14 protein-coding genes are annotated in these 18,723 nt (G+C 51.8%); 3 read left to right on the top strand and 11 right to left on the bottom strand.

The features are described from left to right. Positions 1–256: 256 nt before the first annotated feature. A complete protein-coding gene (locus tag H0248_RS15650; RefSeq protein WP_284070765.1) occupies positions 257–1,372 on the top strand; it encodes a porin in 1,116 nt (371 codons plus the stop codon). 316 nt (positions 1,373–1,688) lie between these two features. Further along, positions 1,689–2,879: an amino acid aminotransferase gene (locus tag H0248_RS15645; protein WP_039500745.1), complete on the top strand. Its 1,191-nt coding sequence runs from the start codon at positions 1,689–1,691 to the stop codon at positions 2,877–2,879. Positions 2,880–2,950: 71 nt separating this feature from the next. Here the strand turns inward: H0248_RS15645 and H0248_RS15640 are convergent, their stop codons facing one another. The 7 genes from H0248_RS15640 to cmoM form a co-directional block, all read right to left on the bottom strand. Beyond that, positions 2,951–3,598 carry an MBL fold metallo-hydrolase gene (locus H0248_RS15640; protein WP_014915118.1) on the bottom strand — a complete coding sequence of 216 codons (648 nt, stop codon included), beginning with the start codon at positions 3,596–3,598 and terminating at the stop codon, positions 2,951–2,953. An 81-nt stretch (positions 3,599–3,679) separates the two neighbouring features. Continuing rightward, positions 3,680–4,228, bottom strand: a complete 549-nt coding sequence (locus H0248_RS15635; protein ID WP_010277035.1) for a YcbK family protein — start codon at positions 4,226–4,228, stop codon at positions 3,680–3,682. Positions 4,229–4,406: 178 nt separating this feature from the next. Next, positions 4,407–6,146, bottom strand: a complete 1,740-nt coding sequence (gene ldtD, locus H0248_RS15630; RefSeq protein WP_180786595.1) for a L,D-transpeptidase — start codon at positions 6,144–6,146, stop codon at positions 4,407–4,409. A gap of 620 nt (positions 6,147–6,766) precedes the next feature. Then, on the bottom strand, positions 6,767–11,206 hold the full coding sequence (gene mukB / locus H0248_RS15625; RefSeq protein ID WP_039500738.1) for a chromosome partition protein MukB: 4,440 nt from the start codon (positions 11,204–11,206) through the stop codon (positions 6,767–6,769). Between the two features lie 19 nt (positions 11,207–11,225). Next, on the bottom strand, positions 11,226–11,948 hold the full coding sequence (gene mukE, locus H0248_RS15620) for a chromosome partition protein MukE (RefSeq protein WP_180786594.1): 723 nt from the start codon (positions 11,946–11,948) through the stop codon (positions 11,226–11,228). Then, positions 11,929–13,254: a chromosome partition protein MukF gene (mukF, locus tag H0248_RS15615; protein WP_180786593.1), complete on the bottom strand. Its 1,326-nt coding sequence runs from the start codon at positions 13,252–13,254 to the stop codon at positions 11,929–11,931. The genes mukE and mukF overlap by 20 nt, the downstream gene beginning before the upstream one ends. After that, on the bottom strand, positions 13,251–14,036 hold the full coding sequence (gene cmoM, locus H0248_RS15610; RefSeq protein WP_180786592.1) for a tRNA uridine 5-oxyacetic acid(34) methyltransferase CmoM: 786 nt from the start codon (positions 14,034–14,036) through the stop codon (positions 13,251–13,253). The genes mukF and cmoM overlap by 4 nt, the downstream gene beginning before the upstream one ends. A gap of 166 nt (positions 14,037–14,202) precedes the next feature. On the opposite strand from cmoM, the gene elyC reads away from it, so the two are divergent. Beyond that, entirely contained in the window at positions 14,203–15,051 is an 849-nt protein-coding gene (elyC, locus tag H0248_RS15605) for an envelope biogenesis factor ElyC (RefSeq protein WP_180786591.1), read from the top strand. On the opposite strand, the gene H0248_RS15600 is transcribed toward elyC, so the two are convergent. The 4 genes from H0248_RS15600 to H0248_RS15585 form a co-directional block, all read right to left on the bottom strand. Next, positions 15,003–15,896 carry a YcbJ family phosphotransferase gene (locus H0248_RS15600; RefSeq protein WP_180786590.1) on the bottom strand — a complete coding sequence of 298 codons (894 nt, stop codon included), beginning with the start codon at positions 15,894–15,896 and terminating at the stop codon, positions 15,003–15,005. The genes elyC and H0248_RS15600 overlap by 49 nt on opposite strands. Positions 15,897–16,095: 199 nt before the next feature. Beyond that, entirely contained in the window at positions 16,096–17,409 is a 1,314-nt protein-coding gene (gene pelN / locus H0248_RS15595) for a pectate lyase PelN (protein ID WP_180786589.1), read from the bottom strand. A 305-nt stretch (positions 17,410–17,714) separates the two neighbouring features. Beyond that, positions 17,715–18,467, bottom strand: coding sequence for a 3-deoxy-manno-octulosonate cytidylyltransferase (gene kdsB, locus H0248_RS15590; protein ID WP_102116294.1), 753 nt, complete (start codon positions 18,465–18,467; stop codon positions 17,715–17,717). Further along, the gene (locus H0248_RS15585) at positions 18,464–18,646 is read right to left on the bottom strand and encodes a Trm112 family protein (RefSeq protein ID WP_011094100.1); all 183 of its coding nucleotides are present in this window, start codon (positions 18,644–18,646) and stop codon (positions 18,464–18,466) included. The genes kdsB and H0248_RS15585 overlap by 4 nt, the downstream gene beginning before the upstream one ends. Between the last annotated feature and the right edge of the window lie 77 nt (positions 18,647–18,723).

Below are 18,723 nucleotides of genomic sequence, written 5' to 3'. Positions count from 1 at the left end.
AAGAGTCGGGTTTCCCGGCTCTTTTTTTTTAATTTTTGTTATGCCTCACAAAGTTCCCTGATTTTTACATTTAGATACACATTATTTCCATTTGTTACTCGATTACGAAGTTTGTAGCATCTTTAGGGTGGATTAACTGGCGAGTGAATGGAAAACTGCGTTCAGACACAGGAAGACACCAAACTTTCAGGAATAGTTCCGTAAAGAATTATTTATGGCAGTGGCAGGTGTCTAAATAACACCAATGAGGGTAATAATGATGAAACGCAACATTCTTGCAGTAGTAATCCCAGCTCTGTTAGTCGCAGGCGCAGCAAACGCCGCTGAAGTTTATAACAAAGATGGCAACAAGCTGGATCTGACGGGTAAAGTTACCGCTAAACACTATTTTTCTGATGACAGCTCAAACAATGGCGATAAAACTTACGCTCGTTTAGGCTTCAAAGGCGAAACTCAGATCACCAGCGAACTGACTGGCTATGGTCGTTTTGAATATGAATTCAGCGCACGTAACGCTGAAGCAGACGGCGGCAAAAGTGACAAAACTCGCTATGCTTTTGCTGGTCTGAAATTCGCTGATTACGGTTCTTTCGACTACGGTCGTAACCTCGGTATTGCATACGACTCACTGGCTTGGACCGACGTCCTGCCTGAATGGGGTGGCGATCAGTCTAACTCTGATAACTTCCTGACTGGCCGTTCTACTGGTGTTGCTACCTACCGTAATAAAAACTTCTTCGGTCTGGTTGATGGCTGGAACTTCGCTGTTCAATACCAAGGTAAAAACAGCAAAGACACCCTCAACAACCGTAGCGGAGCTAACAGTGTCGCTACTCAAAACGGTGACGGATGGGGTATTTCTTCTTCCTACGAATCTGATATCGGCTTAGGTGTTGTTGGTTCTTACGCAGCAGTTAACCGTACTGATGAACAGAATGCGTTTGCTTCTGGTCGTGGTAAAAAAGCTGAAGCATGGGGTACAGGTCTGAAATATGATGCTAACAGCATCTACTTGGCTGCTACCTACAATGAATTCCGCAATGTAAGCAATCTTAACAACCCAGGTAGCACGAATTTTGTTGCTACTGATACCGTGTTCGCTGACAAAACCAAAGTCTTTGAAGCTGTTGCCCAATACAATTTCGACTTCGGTCTGACTCCGTCGCTGGGCTACGTACAAGCTAAAGCTCAGGACGATGCTAACAATCGTAACGATTACATCACCAAATATGTTAGCTTGGGTGCGACTTATGCATTCAACAAAAACATGTCTGTTTACACTGAATACGATATCAACCTGATCAAATCTGATAATGTTTATGGCATCAGCGACGACGATAAAGTTGCTCTTGGTCTGACTTACCAGTTCTAAGTTGCCTCAGCATAACGTAACGAGTTAATCGTTCGTATTGCATGAAAAGACAGGGCTTCGGCTCTGTCTTTTTTATTGTGTGCTGAACAGCACCTTACGAGCCGTCGCCAGCAACGCAGAAAAACTCTGCCAACGTTTTTTTGTTTCTGCTTTACGCCACGCTGCGCCAATTATTCTCGCCTAACCAGTCTTTTATTTCGTCTCTCTCCTTCTCCCTGTTATTTCCCTTTCTTTTTGACATCAACGGTTGGCAAAGCCTTTTACTGACGGTACTCTGAGAATTCTTATTTCATCTCAGTTATGGAACATTCTGGCAATGTTTGAAAATATCTCTGCCGCACCGGCCGATCCTATTCTCGGGCTGACGGATCTTTTCCGCGCCGATGACCGCGCGAATAAAATCAATCTGGGTATTGGTGTCTATAAAGATGAAACCGGTAAAACTCCGGTTCTGACCAGCGTAAAAAAAGCAGAACACTATCTGCTGGAAAATGAAACCACCAAAAATTATCTGGGCATTGACGGTCTGCCAGCATTCGGTCAGTGCACGCAGGAGCTGTTGTTTGGCAAGCAGAATGCCATCATTGCAGACAAACGAGCCCGCACGGCGCAAACGCCGGGCGGAACCGGTGCGTTGCGTGTAGCCGCTGATTTCATTGCAAATCAAACGTCGGCAAAACGCATTTGGATCAGCAACCCAACCTGGCCAAATCACAACAACGTCTTCTCCGCTGTCGGTTTGGAAGTGTGCCAGTATGACTACTACGATGCCGCAAACCATGCGCTGGATTTTGATGGCCTGCTGAATAGCCTGAACGCTGCACAAGCGGGTGACGTGGTGCTGTTCCACGGCTGTTGCCATAACCCAACCGGTATCGACCCTACCGCTGAGCAGTGGGCTACGCTGGCCGAGCTGTCGGTAGCCAAAGGCTGGCTGCCGCTGTTTGACTTCGCCTATCAGGGCTTTGCCCGTGGGCTCGAAGAAGATGCGGAAGGCCTGCGTCTCTTTGCTGCAAAACACGATGAACTGATCGTTTGCAGCTCGTACTCTAAAAACTTCGGTTTGTACAATGAGCGCGTCGGTGCCTGCACGCTGGTTGCCGCTGATGCCGCAACGGCAGACAAAGCATTCAGCCAGGTGAAAGCCGCTATTCGCGCAAACTACTCCAACCCACCGTCACACGGCGCGACCGTTGTTGCGACCATTCTGGGCAACGACGCGCTTAAAACCATGTGGGAGCAGGAATTGACGGCGATGCGTGAGCGCATTCAGCGTATGCGTCAGCTGTTCGTGAACACCTTGCAGGAAAAAGGCGCGCAGCAGGATTTCTCCTTCATCATCGACCAGAATGGGATGTTCTCATTCAGCGGCTTGACCAAAGAGCAGGTTCTGCGTCTGCGTGACGAATTCGGCGTTTACGCGGTGAATTCTGGCCGAATCAACGTTGCAGGAATGACGCCAGAAAATATGGCTCCGCTCTGCGAAGCAATTGTTGCCGTACTCTGATTCTTCTGCAATCAAAAAAGCCGACATAAAATGTCGGCTTTTTTATTTCTGCGTTTCAAGTCTATAAAACACTACCAAATCGCGGCATCTTCACGCAGGAAAGGGTTGGTTTTGCGCTCATGTCCTAAGGTCGACATCGGGCCGTGTCCCGGGATAAACGTCACATCATCACCCAGCGGCAACAGTTTGTTTTTGATGGACGCAATCAATGCCTGATGATCTCCCTGTGGGAAATCGGTACGCCCTACGCCACCGTTAAAAATCACATCACCCACCTGCGCCAGACGCGATTCCGCATCAAAGAAAACAATGTGACCCGGAGTATGGCCTGGGCAATGGAAAACCGCTAGTGTCGTCTCACCCACGCTGACCTCATCACCTTCCTGTAGCCAACGCGATGGCGTCAGCGGCGCGCATTCTTCCAGACCAAACATCCGGCTCTGTGCCGGTAACCCTTCCAGCCAGAAAGCGTCTTCAATCTGCGGGCCAATAATTGCGACCTGATAGTGCTCGGCTAACTCCGCAGCCGCGCCAACATGATCCAGATGACCGTGCGTTAACAGAATCTGTTTAACCGAAATTCCTGCATCCGCGACGGCACGTTTGATTTTTTCTGCATCACCACCGGGATCGACAATCGCCGCTTCATTGGTTTTTTCGCACCATAACAACGTGCAGTTCTGGCTAAATGCCGTCACCGGGACAATTTGATATTTCATATCACTCCATGTTGAATAAACTGAGCGGCTCGCGATGTCTCAGCGAGCCGAATCAAAAAAGTGTCGTGCTGCGGTAGCAGATTACCAGGTGCGGACGGGGCCGGTATCGATGTGAACGAAATCGCTGCGTGGGTAGTAGCCAACGCCGCCGGCACGCATTTTCATCGCCGCTTTACGAATATTAGCGAGTTGAACGCCTTCAATGTGGAAATCCATCGCCTGCCCTTTCGTGTGGTAGCTCTGCTTTGCCACACCTCTGCTATGCGCGCGTAATTCATTATTCGTATCTATCGCGCGATAACCAGAAATCAGCTGTACGGGCTTGTTGGTGCCCAACATCACCTGTAAGCGATAGAGCTGATCGAAGAGTTGGGGATCAATCGTTTTGACTTTATTGGCGCGATAGTCGCGGAAAAAGTGATTCAGGCGGGAAAGTTCTGACTTGTTATACCGTTTGCCATCAAAGAATTCCGTTTTCAGCCGCTCTCCGGTATTCAGATTGTTCAGCGTCAAAATTCGTGGTCGGGGTGTAGATAACGTCGCAAATGCCTGACCGGGAAGCAGTGCGATACCCAACGCGGCACCACCCAGTGCAAGCCACTTACGGCGATGATTGTCAATGTGATCCATAGAACAAGTACCCTGGCTAAAGAACGGTATAAAAGGAGGCACAAAACGTGCCGCCTTGAACCTTAACTGCCAGAGAAAAGTGAGTCAACCCGCTTTGCTTACGGGTTTGCGGGAGATCGCATCGATCCCCCGCAAAACGATAAAATACCGATACCGCTAATGCTCGTGTTTTCAATACTTACTGAAGCAACAGCCCTGCTCTGGACAGCACTTTCGTCCCGGCACGAGCGGTGTCATCATAATTGTAAATATCTGTTCGGAACTGCGGTCTACCATCTTCCGCCACCCACGCGGTCAGGTAATAGAGGTTGACCGGAATCCGATGTTTCATTGACACAAAGGTGGTATTTCCCTGATCCAGCGTGGAAGAAATACGACTATTATTCCACCCCGCATCCTGCAATAACATGCTAGCCAGTTCCGATGCTTTATTAACCCGCACGCAGCCGGAGCTCAGCGCCCGGATATCACGCTGGAACAGATTGTGATTAGGCGTGTCGTGCAGATAAATTGCTTCTGAATTCGGCATATTGAATTTATAGCGTCCCAGCGAGTTATTCGCACCTGGGGCCTGACGCAGTCGATAAGGGAAGCGCTCTGCGGAAACCATCGGCCAATCGATCATGGAAGGATCGATCGCTTCAGCATCCTGACTCCAGCCGGACAACACCGTGTAGCCATGACGCTGTAGATAACCGGGGTCGCGTACGACTTTAGGAATGATGTCCTGCCGAGTCAGCGTCGTAGGAACATTCCACGGCGGATTGACCACCACGTTATACAGCGAGCTGCTCATCAATGGCGTTTTGCGTTTAGGCTGTCCAACAATGACGCGCGATGACAAGCGTTCAGCGCCATCCTGATAATAGATCAGTGAATAATTGGGGATGTTCACCATGATACCGGTGTGAACATTGTCCGGTAACAGACGCAGACGCTGGATATTCAGCGCCAGCAGCGTTGCGCGCATTTGCGGGGACACATTGAGCCAATCACGCGTACGCTTACCAATAACGCCATCATCCTCCAGCCCTTGCCAGTGCTGGAAGCGTTTAACCGCGTCAACCAGTTCGCCAGTATAACGATCGTCGATAGCACCGCCCTCGACCAGCGGAGCCTGCCCTGTTGTCGATACCGTCGTCGCGGCGGTATTTTCGTTAAATAGCGTAATGCTCTCCGTTGAAGACAGCATGCCAGTACGTTGCAGAATCTCACGCAGTACCGCCAGTTCACGACTCTGCTGTTCCGGACGCAGAGACTCCACCAGATTCAGGCTCGGCCACGGTCGATTGTCCGTCAGCATCGTCTTCAGCGCTTCATGCATTTTGGCGTATTGCGAATGCTGTGGTGCCAGCGAAACCACATAGGCCGCGCTGGTGCCGGATTTCACGGCCTGTTGCCATTGCGAAACGATATTGAGCGCCGGCGATTGCAGACGGTAAGGTACGCTGCTGTACAACCAGTCATTACCGCTACGCTCTACACCCGAGACGAACTGCAAATAGCCCAGCATCGCATCCGAGAGCACGGCATCGCGCGCAAATCCGGTCAATTGCGGATCGGTCAGCCAGGTTACCCACGTAGTGAACTGCGGCTGTACGCCCGCTATCGCTAATTCGGCCAGCTGTTGTTGAAACTGTTGAACCGCACGGTTATCTGCCCACATAGGTTGCATCTGATGCTGGGCATAAAGCGATGATAAATCAGAGAGATAATGTAACGTCATACCGTGCGGCAGCGCGGCCAGAAGCCCTGCACGGCTATTTTCTACAGACACCACGCCCGAGCTTTGCGATAAGCCGGATACCACCGTCGGAGATGCTGCCAGCACCGAAAACGAAGGAGACAGGCTTCCGACCCAAATACAACCCACGCGTAACAGCAGCCTGACCATTTTTCGTTTATGTAACAACAACATCCATTTATCCCCTGTACTCATTAATCACTATGCTTTCACGACAATCCACGCTGGATATGGAAATAACAAACCGAATTCGCTCGTATACGGTCATACTCGCGTAAGCACATTCTTTCACTTTGCTCGTGTAGAAAACGAGAAAGAATGAAATGTGATCGTTTTTATATCGCGCCCGTTATTACGGTACGCCACCTTGCAACATAAAACCGCAAATCCTTCTACGGCCTGCAATCGTTTTATCGTCAGTATATAAAGAGAAAAATATTTTTGCTTCTTCTTCTGGGTATTATCTTAATATTTGATGAACCTATTCGCCGTCAGCATTCTTTTTAAGCAACGCGTTACGAAAAAATAAAGCCGCTTAAAAAAGCGGCTTCAGACTGTTGACAAACCGATTTTCTGAACGAAAACGGGAGTAACGGAATAGAAGAGTAAAGCGTTTGCGCCAGGGATAGCGCAATTCGAGCGTACATGGATGTATTTACAGCGACTTTACGATCTATCCGTTACTCCCGCTCAACAGACTTTGTCAGCAACCTCAAGTCGCTTAAAAAAGCGGCCTTATCATTATAGGAGAACATAGCGGCAAAGTTTACAACGACCACCTTTACCGCTCCCCACTACGAGGCTTGCTCTTGCGTCTCTGGCGCTTCCGTTCCGAAACCGCGCAGCCCGACCACATGGACGTGCTCGTTGTTCTGGTAGACTTTACGCACCAGCTTATAGGTGGTTCCCTTCTCGGGACTGATATTTTCCGGTGCCGCGATGACCAACTGCATTTCCAGACGATCGCAGAGCTCGAACAGTGTCGCAATCGACTTAGCATCCAGACGTGCCGCCTCATCGAGGAAGAGCAGACGACATGGAATAATATCTTTGCCACGCAGGCGCTTAGACTCTTCTTCCCAGCTCTGCACCACCATGACCAGAATCGACATCCCAGTACCAATGGCTTCCCCGGTCGACAGCGCGCCACTTTCCGCCCGTAGCCAGCCATCCGCGCCACGGTTAACTTCAACTTCCATTTCAAGGTAGTTTCGGTAATCCAGCAGCTCTTCACCGATGGTTTGCGGCGTGCGCTGTCCCATATCAATTTCAGGATTCAGGCGCTGATACAGTTTTGCCAACGCTTCCGAGAAGGTCAGACGGTTGCTGTTAAACAGATCCTGATGCATTTCCTGCTGTTCGGACAACACGTTGAGCAACGTAGTATGCGTTTCGCGCACGTTGACGTTGAGACGAACGCTCTTCACCTGACCAAATGCGACCGCTTGCAGCCCTTGGTTCAGCATCCGAATGCGGTTCTGCTCGCGCTGGATCGTTTTACGAATGATGTTTGCCACGCTGCGTGAACTGATGGCCAGCATCTGCTCACGCGCCGTCAGCTCTTCTGTCAGACGGTTAAGCTCGATCTCCATCTGCTCAATCGCTTCTACCGGATCATCAGTGCGGATAATATCCTGACGGATACGCTCGCGCAGATGCTGGTAAACGGCGATATAAAACTGGATCTTGCGCTCAGGCCGCTTCGGATCTTCGGAAAGCCGCAGCACATCGCGCAAATGTTCGTTATCTGCAACCGCCAGACGCAGCGCACCCAGCGCTTTATCCGACATGGAACGCAGTTCATCGCCTTCCATATAAGCGAGTTCACGACGGTGCAGGCGACGCTCGACGCCGTTGTCTTTCACCAAACGCATGACCGCGCACCAGCCCGCTTTCGCCGTAACAACCTGCTCACGCATCTGATGGTAATCACGCTCCAGTTTGCGCAACTTCTTCTGCAAACTGTCCATTTCTGCTTCACAGAACGTAATCTGTTTTTCCAACTGATTCCGCCGCGAGCGGTTGGTGCTTAATGCCGCATGCAGCTCATCACGACGTTGACGGGCACGCGCTTCGGCATCAGCATCCGCACGGACGCCGATATCCTGAAGCTCTTGCGTCAGCTCCTTCAGCATGTCCTGCTTGGCATCGTAAGAACTTTTCAGCGATGCCTGAACCTGACTGTACTGCGTCAGCTGTGCCTGATGCTGGCGGAGCTGTTCACGCGCTTTTGTCCGTTCCGCTTCAGCCTGTTCCAAACGATGGCGCAGTTTGTCATTTAAGCCCGCATTTTCACCCAACATTCCGGCCGAATCGGCATAGCTGAAGTGCGCGCGACGCTGTACAACTTCGGTCAACGCAAACGCCTGCTGTTTTGCCTGCCGCTGTGCGTTCTGTGCCTGCGTATAATCTTCCTGCAACTGCTCATGCTGCTGCGGGTCATTTTGCAGGACAGAAACCAATGGTTCCAGCTTAGCCAGCGTTGCACCATGCTGCTGAATGAAACGAGCAGACTCTTCGGTTTCATCCAGCTCTGCACGAATCTCTTCCACGCGATCCTGCAATGTTTCATCGCAAAGCAGGCTAATTCGCGGAATCAGTTTATTCAGCTGTGCGCTAGCTTCTTTCGCCTGATCGTACTGCTGACGCTGCTGTTGGTTTTCGCCATCAAAGCTCGCCATCGCCCGATCCAGCTCGCCACGACGGGAACTGAGGGTACGGATTTCCGCTTCGGGATCATCATCAAAAACGACAGCCAGATGCGTACCGATAAAGCGGCTGAACGACTGGTGCAGGCGCTGTGTTTTCTGCACGTCGAATGACAGCGTCGCGTACTGTTCGGCCAGCGCTTCACGCTCATCACGCAGGCTTTCCAGACGCATTTCCCGCGCAGCACGGCCAAACAACGGCACTTCAGGGAAACGCGAATAACGCCACTGACGCTCCGCGACTTTCACCACGACGGCACGTTCCAGCTCTTCAACGGCAAATACGCTGTCATCAAACGACTGCGGATCCCCCTCGATCAGATACAGGTCTTCCGGGCAGTCTTCCAGACCGGCAAGCTGATCGCGTACCAGAGAAAGATCGGACACCACAATGGCATGGCGGGAGGGACCATACAACGCGGAGAAGTACGGCGCATCATCCAACGTCACGTCATCATAAATCTCAGACAGCAGCACGCCGCCAAAGCGTTCCGCCAGCGCATTCAGGCGCGGGTCTTCCGAACCGCCGGGCTGACTCAGGCGCTCAATCTGCGCTTCGATCTGCCGTTTACGCGCTGCGATGTCATCACGTTCAACCGTGGTTTCACGCTCACGCTCCAGCAACTGCTGCATGAATTCCGTCACCTGACGGCTATCTTCAAACGTTTCGCCGCTCTGCTCGCTCAGTTGCGTCAACATTTCCTGTGCAGCCAGCCAGACTGGCGCACGCGCCGTCAGCTTCTGAATGCGCTGTTGAGTCTGCTCCAGCTCCTGACGTAGCGCCATGCGACGCTCACCCGCTTCTGCCACCAGCGATGACAGCGTTTCGATGCGGGCATCAAGTTCTTGCTGGAGTGATTCCAGCGCTTCCGGTTGATAATCCTGACCGTTGCGTTTGCTGAAATCCTGCAATAATCGCTCGGCATCCTGCTGTTCGCGCAGGCGCTGTTCCAACTCAGACAGACGCATCCTCAGCGGCTGTACCCGCTCCGCCTGATAGCGTTGTGAAGCGCTATCGCGCAACAGGTCGCGGGCAACCTGCCAGGCTTCGTTGCGATTCACCGCACCGGCAATCTTGCTCACCAACTGATAGGCTTGTTCAAATTGACCGTGCGCCGCATCGGCCACGCTCAGTTTCTGCTCCAGCAGCATCAAAATTTCTGTCGCTTCCTGCTCTTTCGCCTGATAGCTGTCCAGCCACTCATCAGCATTTTCAGCCGTTAAATCTGGCAACTGACACAGCGACCGCGCGCGTTCCAGCGCCTGCTGAGCCTGCTGATACTGAATGGCGCGCGTCTGCTGCACGTCCAGTGCCTGCTGATAATCGGCAAGCTGGCTTTTCAGTTCATCCACTTCCAGCTCGGCAGCATCGGCGCGTTCTTCGTTTTCTGCCTGCTGCTCCCGCGCTTCTTCCACCACCTCGTTTTGTTCCTCGAGGCGATAGCTCAATTCTTCCAGGTCGGCGTTATAGCGCTCGATTTTTTCCTGCTGACGCATCGCGGTCTGCACCAGATTCAGGTGGTCGCTTGCTGCCTGATAATCCGTTTCCAGATCGCCTTCGGCACCACTTTGCTCCGCCAGCTCCCGCGCCATTTCTACATGACGATAGTGCTCACTCGACAGTTGCTTACGGCTGGAGAACAGGTCACGCCGCAGTTCCAACACCCCATCCAGATGAATACGACGCTCATTGGCGTGCCGCATGTAGTCGGCGGCAACATAGGAAGTCGCTTCAGAGATCAGGTGCTTAAACAAGTCGCGATCGGACTGGGTAACGCGAATCGCTTCCAGCGTCATGCGGTTTTCACGCAGCGCGGCTTCCATATCCTGAAACGCTTTCCGCACGCCGCTGTTTTCCGGCAGTAGGTAGTCACGCAGCGAGCGAGTAATCGCGCTGGAGATACCGCCGTACAGCGACGCTTCGATCAGACGATAGAACTTACTGCGATCGGAAGCAGAACGCAGGCGACGCGGCACCACGCCCAAATCAAACATCAGCGAGTGATAGTCGGTGATGGAGTTAAACTGCTTGAACTGAACACCTTCCATCTCCTCGACGCGCTCTTTCAGCTCTTGCAATGAGAGCACGCGGGCCTGACGATCGCCGACCATCTGCGTCAGAATTTGCGTCGGCTGTATCGCCGTCGGCAATCCCTGAATGGTGAAAGGCTTGATGTCAACTTTACGGTCGCGCCCTGCCACCTGCTGGAGACGAACCCCAACCAGCACGCGCTGATGACGCGAGTTAACGACATCCAGCGTGGAGTAGCAGACGCCGGCACGCAATTTACCGTGCAGACCTTTATCGCGTGAGCCGCTGGTGGCACCGGCTTCGGTGGTGTTCCTGAAGTGCAACAGCGTCAGGTCAGGGATCAGCGCCGTAATAAAGGCGGCCATCGTAGTGGATTTCCCGGCACCGTTACCGCCGGATAGCGTGGTAACCAGTTCATCCAGATCGAAGGTGCGGGCGAAAAAGCCGTTCCAGTTGACAAGCGTTAGTGAGCGAAATTTACCGCGTTCAATCATTCCTGTTCATCCTCAACACTTATTCATCCTCGCCCGTTTCTGGCGCGGTATCATCGGTGCGATCGTTATCGTCGCTGTCATCTTTCAGCGACAAACTACCTTCAACAGGCATCGCTTCACCATCGCGAATCATGCGTAGCTGTGCTTCGCGGGCATCATCGCCGCTGCGCACATCAGCTCCGAAGCGGAACACCGATTCAGTAATTCTGAATTTGCTGCTGTCATTGCCCATAAAGTAGATCATGCCTAACCGACGTAAGCGGTTGAGTGAGGTTCTGACTTTTTCCTGTAATTTTTGGCGATCCAGATCGGAGCCGGTAGAACGCTGGTTAACCAGCTTCAACAGCTTGCTTTCATCCGCCAGACTCAGTAGCTCTTCATACAACTCCTGCTGGCTGAAAATGCCTTCGTGCGCCAAACGCTCCGGACTCAGATAGAGATAGCAGAGAATTTTCCCTACCATCATATCCAGCTCAGACAATACCGAGCGCGAGATGAGCGTGGTAGAACGCGGACGCAGATAGAAAAATCCTTCCGGCGCGCGGATCAATTCCACGTTATAACGGCTGTAGAAGGCTTCCAGCACCTCCTGAAAATCCATCAAAAATACGTGGTTTTCCAGTTCTTCAATACCAATATGGCGACCAGCGCGCAATTGGCTGTCCAACGCAGGGAAGAGGTTATTCGACAGCGCGGTTGCCAGCTTCACTGGCATAAATTGTTCAATATTTGTCGATGACATGGGCCTGCACCTTGGCTCCGTAATCATTGATCGCCTGCCACAATGCAGGCAATCCGGTGAAATCTGTTTCGGCTACGCCCAGACGTACTGCCTGGTCGACCACGATTCGGGCAACATCAAAATGCCGCGAGCGAGGATGCTGCGCGAGGTACTCACGCATCACTTCACTCAAATTCAGTGGGATCTGTTGCGCTTTATATTTATGCAGCGCCTGCTCGACCAGCGCGATTAACTGCTCGCGCATTTCACTAAACTCTTCGTATTCCAGCTCCGGCGGCAGTTCACCGGTGACTTCTTCACTGCGCAGCGTCAGCTCTTCGTCACGCATATCCAGCAGACGATCCGCGTTGGCAAACGTCAGCGCCCAAGGGCTATCAAAATAGCTCTGCACCGACTGACGCAACCGCTGGGCAAAGACGCGGTTTTTATCCATATCAATCGCGGTACGGATAAACTTATGTACGTGGCGGTCATAACCAATCCACAGATCTATCGTCTGCTGTCCCCAGCTCACAATGCGATCGAGTTTGTTTTGCAGGTCAAACACCAGCTTGTCGACAAACTCCAGATTATGCGGATTATTCATAATCGCATCCTGAATGCTCAACAGGCTCGTCTGCAATTTGTCGCCAGCGGCTTCCAGCGTATCCTGCAACTCACGCAGCGTCGATGACGTTTCCGTCAGCAGTTGTTCACAGCTACTGATCGCTGCTCGCCAGTCCTGATTTAACAGCGCGGCGATATCGTCTTTAACACCCTGCTGCTGCTCATCCATTACGCGCTGTGACAGATCGATACTGTCAAAAATTTCTGCAACGGAGTATTTCAGCGGCGCAAAGACGTTGCGGTGCCAGTGAAACTCATCACCGTCTTCCTCCGCCGCATCAGCGGCACGGCTGAGCTCTTGCGCCACGATAGAGAGCTGCATAGAAAGGCGCAGCGTCGAGAACTCACGCTGCCGGATGTAATAATCGGTAATGCCAATCCCCAGCGGCGTCAGACGATAAATCGCATGACCTTCGGCCTGCTCGCTGGTAAAGCGGTTAAGCAAGCGCTGGCGCACCAGATCGTTAATCGCGTTATTGGCGCGAAGGGTAATGGTTTCGTTCGTCTGATCAAATCCCTGACTCACATGACGGAAGGCATCAATCAGCTCACCTTCACTCATTTCACCATCCATGCGTTCGCCGTTAAGCGTGGCAATCGCCATCAAAAACGCCAGGCGTTCGGTGGGGAGGGAAATGGAGAAATCGTTTTTTCGTGCCCAGGCGACCAGTTCGGGTACAGTCTGGGAAAAATCACTCATAATGCATCCTTTAAATGGGGTTTATGCGCCATGACATGGATATAACGGCCCAAACTCACAAAAGGCTCTTGCCGACAATACCGCTGTTCAATTTCCAGAATGTCGTCAAATTTCTCAACTTGCTGCTGTTTATTTTTCAAGTAGTCATGAAACACGCGCACGCCAGTTTTCCCGCTAATGGCCAGCCCCATCTCATCAAGCCAGCCGTACACGTCTTGCGGGTTCAGCGGGTGATCCGGCGAGAGCGAGCGCCGTTTACCCTTAGGCATCCCAGCCTGAACATAATCAAAGTTACCCACCACCATGTTACGCATCAACAGCCCATGATGGTTATAGAACATCAGGGACAATGCGCCCCCCAGTGACAGACAATCGTACAGTGTTTTCAGTACCTGCTGCGGTTGCGCGACCCACTCCAGCACCGCATGGAACAATATCAGATCGGCGGGGCTATCCATATGTTGCGCGATATCCTGTGCGGCACACTGCACAAAACGCATATTATGGGTAACGCCCTGCGCCGCTGCCGCATGTTTGGCGCGCTGAATCATCTCACCGGAGACATCGCACAACAATACCTGATGTCCTAAAGCTGCCAGACGACAGGCTATCTGCCCTTCACCGCCCCCCGCATCAAGGATACGCAAAGGCCGCGCTGGGAGCTGGGTCAAAAGATCGCTAAGATCCTGCCACAATACCGCCAGCCGAAGTCTCCCCTTCGTCGTGCCATAGATATTCTGAGCAAATTTTTCGGCGATATCGTTAAAATTGCGATCCTGCATCAGTCATTGTTCCGCATCATATAAACGGGGATCTCGTGCAGGACATGTCTGCGCGATGCGATTTTTTACAGCCTGCCATTTTGGCACAGGCTGGCTTAGAATAAATGGCCTTACCGCATGATATCTTCCCAAATGCGGTTTTTTCACTCAAAAGGAATGCAATTTTATGCTTTTCACACTCAAAAAGTTCGTCGGTGGCCTTCTTCAGCCCCTACCATTGCTATTGCTTCTGATGGGTGTTGGCCTGTTGCTGCTTTGGTTTACCCAGCGGCAGCGCACGGGAAAAGCGATAATAGTAGCCAGTTGGCTGATGCTTATTCTGCTCAGCTTGCAGCCTGTTGCCGATCGGTTGCTATTACCATTGGAATCACACTACCCAACTTGGCGACAAACGCCGCAGGCGAGCAAAGCCGACTATATTGTCGTGTTAGGCGGGGGATATACCTATAACGCGGAATGGGCACCCAGTTCTAATCTCATCAGCAACAGCCTCCCACGCGTCACGGAAGGTGTTCGCCTTTATCATGCCAATCCTGGCGCAAAGTTGATTTTTACCGGTGGAGCCGCACAGGGTAACCCTGTCAGCAGCGCGAAAACCGCGGCGCTGGTCGCCGAAAGTCTGGGCATTCCCCAGCAGGACATTATCATTCTGGATACGCCAAGGGATACGGAAGAGGAAGCGACAGAAACCGCTAAGATTGTTGGCGAACGCCCTTTCTTGCTGGTGACCTCGGCCAATCATTTGCCTCGCGCCATGCGATTTTTCCAAGCTCAAGGGCTAGCGCCGATTCCCGCGCCAGCCAATCAGATGGCGATAACCTCCGCGCTCAACCCGTGGGAAAAAGTGTTCCCTTCCGCTTACTATCTATCGCACAGCGAACGAGCCTGGTATGAAACGCTCGGTCGACTCTGGCAGGCACTGAAGGGAACCTCGGCAGCACCGCACGACGCGGAACATCCGCGGGCTCACTCAAGCCAGGGAGAGAGCTCTCGGGAAGCGACATCAAATAGCTGACGGTCTAGCTGTCCCGTGTGAATATAGCGGGATACGGCTTCCCAAATGACATAGAGCCAGCGCCGGTAGACAAAGGATTCAGATACCGGTGCCTGTTTCAGGTAGTGATAAAGCAGTTGCTCCGGCATGCCGGACTCACAAAGCCGGAAGAGTTCATACTCTCTCGGTGCCCACAACATCATTCCCGGATTGATCATTGCCAATAGCTGATCGCTACGCGCATCCTTCAACATACTGCGCAGCGACAAATTACCGTGTACCAACACACAGCCATCCTCAAAATCGTCAAACAGCATTTTTAAGCACTGGCGCGAGCGATACAGCACGCTCCGATCCTGCTGCGTAAGCTGCGACGCATTAACATTGAGCAACGTGGACCACAGGACTTCCAGACGCTGTTGATACCAACTGAACCAGTCATTGTCCTGCGTGCTGTCCACGGAACCGACGCAGCCGTGACTATCAATTCGGTGCCAGGCCAATACATTTTCAACAATTTGATCCATCAGCAGCGTCCAACGCTGGCCGTTTCGTGGCGGCGCTTCCACCGACACGCCGCGCAAGCGCTCAATCAGCAGCAGTTCCCGATAAGGCTGCTGTTGCGTCACGACCAATCCATAAACGGTTGGCAGACGCACGTCGCCCTCACGCGCCAGCATCGAAAGTTTGTAGGCTTCCTGCTGCGCCACGCCCTGACAAACATAACTTTTAGCCAACAAAGGAATGGCGTTGCCTTCTTTATCATACAAGGCATACAGATCCGCATACGGCTGCTCGCTTATGCGCTCAAGTCGGCTGAGGCTTTCCCCCAACACCGTACTGAGTTCCGATTTCAACTGTTCCATCAACGGCTATACCTCAGTTGAGCCAAATAGCTCCATTCACCATGATGCGACGAGCGGATGACAAATACTTCAACGCAGATCAAATAAAAGGGGATCAATGGCGGCAGAGATAACGCCCTGCTGGGATTGTTGCAGCGATACTCCCTACTCGTCAGCAGGGAATATCGGCGTGACAGGCTAGCGTGTTAACACGCTGCTCTTATTCGCGCTCAAAGGCACCCAGATCTGGGGCTGATCCTTTGTAAGGCAGTTTGACATCCCCACCCTTGTTGATCAGCGCACTGCCTGAAGCAAGACGCAGACTTTTCAGTACTGGCAAGCTGCCGTCAGCCTGACGCGGTGCGTCCCATCCGGTCACGGAAACGCTCTCGAAATCAGAATCTGATACCGCAATTTTCAGATCCCACGAGTTATAGCGCATGTTCGCGCCATCGGAGAACGACAGGTCTTTACCACCGTGAGAAACGTTGTTGCGCAGCGTACCCAGTCCAATCGCTTTTCCGTTTGCATCGATGCCGCGGATAGTAAAGTTCGGGTTATTTTTATAGCCCGTGTTGTTAAAGAAATCGTTCGCTACCGGATGGTGATTGGCATAAAAACCCGCTGCTTTATTTAAAAACGCCACCGAGTTACGCACGGTATGCTTCACCGCATTCGCCACATAAACACCACCGTAGCCACCGATTTTAAAACCGTTACCGTTACCCGCAGCCAGTGACTGTGTCGTCCCCGGTAAATAACCGTGCGACCAGGCCCAGGAATTTTCAATCAGCACCGGAGAATAAGCATTAATTAAATCGAAGCCATCATCCGAGTTTGACCACGCCCGGCAACCGCGGAAAATATTACCCGGTTGGTTAGCAGGGATATGCGCACCAAAGCCATCACCACTTTGGCCAGCACCATTAGAGGTCAGTGGATCGTAATTATGGTGAGAGTCACTATTCAATACCAGGTTATTCCCACCACGCTGGATGAACAGCCCCGTTCCCATGATATGGTGAATATTCAACTGCTCGAATATATTATTGCTGCCCCTTATCCACACGCCCCAGGATTCATGGTTAAGGTTATTACGCTGTGGGACACCGGTTATTTCCAGTCCTTTTACGGAAACCCAGTCTGCAACGACGTTGAACCCTTTGACCCGGCAATCGTCCTGCATCTGGCTGAAATCAAAAATCGGTACTTCCCCGCTAGATGCCCAATACTCAATGCGCTTACCTTCAGTACCACTCTTACTCAGCGTGATCGCATTCACTACATCAGTACGCGTCGTACAGACATTGAGCCCTTTGGTAAACACGTATTTACCACCACGGATCCACAGGCGGTCGCCAGGGTTTAATGTTTTCTGTGCGCGGTCGATTGTTTCCCAGGGGGAGTTTTTACTGCCGTTATTCGCGTCGTTGCCGTTGGGTGCCATGTAATAAACCGCCGCGCTGCTGCCTGCAGCGGCTCCCATTAACATACCGCCGAGAAAAATTTTTGCGATATAATGTTTAGCATTCATATCATTACCATCCTTAGTTGAAATAACAAAATCGCCATGCGAGAACATGGCGAATTGATAGTAACATTTAACTATGAAAATAAAAGTTCCACTCGCGACAAATCAATTCAGTATGGAAATAAGCCATCCATATAAATAAAGAGGCACAGCGTAATTTGAGAGTTTTTAAGAATAGTTATCTAAATAAGTGCTAAATAATTTAAAAGATAAAATAGCCTATTAAGAGAAACGTCATGGGGGAAAGGCTATTCCGACAAGAATAGACTCCCCCATGACGTGCTTATAACAGGCGGGTGTGGCAGGTGTTACTGACTCGCCATGACGTGCCGCACACGGGCCAGATCTTCTGGGGTATCCACGCCGACGCTAGGAATGGCTTTGGCGACCGCAACGTGAATCTTCTCGCCGTACCACAGCACGCGCAGTTGCTCCAGTAATTCGATTTGCTCCAGTTGGCTCGGTGCCCAACTGACATAACGACGTACAAAGCCCGCACGGTATGCATAGATACCGATATGGCGTAGGAAGTGATCGCCAATGGTTTCCTTAGACTGAGCAAAACGCTCTCTGTCCCAGGGAATCGTCGCACGGGAAAAATACAGCGCGTATCCTTCAGCGTCGGTAACGACTTTTACCGCATTCGGATTGAATGCTTCTTCACTGGTTTCAATCGGCACCGCCAGTGTCGCCATTCCTGCTTTACTGGCAGCGAGGTTTTCCGCCACCTGACGAATGATAACCGAAGGAATGAGCGGTTCATCGCCCTGAACGTTCACGATGATGTCATCATCGGTAAAACCGTAACGTTCAATGACTTCAGCCAAGCGCTCTGTACCAGAATTATGATCGGCGCGGGTCAGGCAGACTTCACCGCCCGCTTGCTGCACGGCCGCCTCGACGTCCGGATGATCGGTGGCCACAATAACGCGCTGCGCCCCCGATTCCAGCGCCCGTTCCATCACATGGACGACCATAGGTTTACCATTGATATCCGCCAGCGGTTTACCCGGCAGGCGGCTTGACGCAAAACGCGCAGGAATGATCACAGTAAAGGTCATTGTGTTATCTCATCAGCCCCGAGTTTACGCGCTTCGTTTTCCAGCAGCACAGGGATACCATCACGAACCGGATAGGCCAAACCATCGGCCTTGCATATCAGTTCCAGTTTCTCTTTATTAAAGTACAGCCGACCATTACAAACCGGACAGGCAACAATCTCAAGTAAACGGTGATCCATGCTTCCTCCATCTTTGACCGATCGATGACCGGCATGTTCTTTCTCGCTACAGCAGCGATCTAATAATAAGGTGATAT

The organism is Pectobacterium brasiliense, assembly GCF_013449685.1.
GTDB classification, from domain to species: domain Bacteria; phylum Pseudomonadota; class Gammaproteobacteria; order Enterobacterales; family Enterobacteriaceae; genus Pectobacterium; species Pectobacterium brasiliense_A.
The sequence above is the reverse complement of the archived record's forward strand: the minus strand, read 5'-3'. Positions and strand labels throughout refer to the sequence as shown.

Coding starts and splice junctions, on each gene's coding strand:
- H0248_RS15650 (WP_284070765.1), top strand. CDS start 257: ATGATGAAACGCAACATTCTTGCAGTAGTAATCCCAGCTCTGTTAGTC.
- H0248_RS15645 (WP_039500745.1), top strand. CDS start 1,689: ATGTTTGAAAATATCTCTGCCGCACCGGCCGATCCTATTCTCGGGCTG.
- H0248_RS15640 (WP_014915118.1), bottom strand. CDS start 3,598: ATGAAATATCAAATTGTCCCGGTGACGGCATTTAGCCAGAACTGCACG.
- H0248_RS15635 (WP_010277035.1), bottom strand. CDS start 4,228: ATGGATCACATTGACAATCATCGCCGTAAGTGGCTTGCACTGGGTGGT.
- ldtD (WP_180786595.1), bottom strand. CDS start 6,146: ATGTTGTTGTTACATAAACGAAAAATGGTCAGGCTGCTGTTACGCGTG.
- mukB (WP_039500738.1), bottom strand. CDS start 11,206: ATGATTGAACGCGGTAAATTTCGCTCACTAACGCTTGTCAACTGGAAC.
- mukE (WP_180786594.1), bottom strand. CDS start 11,948: ATGTCATCGACAAATATTGAACAATTTATGCCAGTGAAGCTGGCAACC.
- mukF (WP_180786593.1), bottom strand. CDS start 13,254: ATGAGTGATTTTTCCCAGACTGTACCCGAACTGGTCGCCTGGGCACGA.
- cmoM (WP_180786592.1), bottom strand. CDS start 14,036: ATGCAGGATCGCAATTTTAACGATATCGCCGAAAAATTTGCTCAGAAT.
- elyC (WP_180786591.1), top strand. CDS start 14,203: ATGCTTTTCACACTCAAAAAGTTCGTCGGTGGCCTTCTTCAGCCCCTA.
- H0248_RS15600 (WP_180786590.1), bottom strand. CDS start 15,896: ATGGAACAGTTGAAATCGGAACTCAGTACGGTGTTGGGGGAAAGCCTC.
- pelN (WP_180786589.1), bottom strand. CDS start 17,409: ATGAATGCTAAACATTATATCGCAAAAATTTTTCTCGGCGGTATGTTA.
- kdsB (WP_102116294.1), bottom strand. CDS start 18,467: ATGACCTTTACTGTGATCATTCCTGCGCGTTTTGCGTCAAGCCGCCTG.
- H0248_RS15585 (WP_011094100.1), bottom strand. CDS start 18,646: ATGGATCACCGTTTACTTGAGATTGTTGCCTGTCCGGTTTGTAATGGT.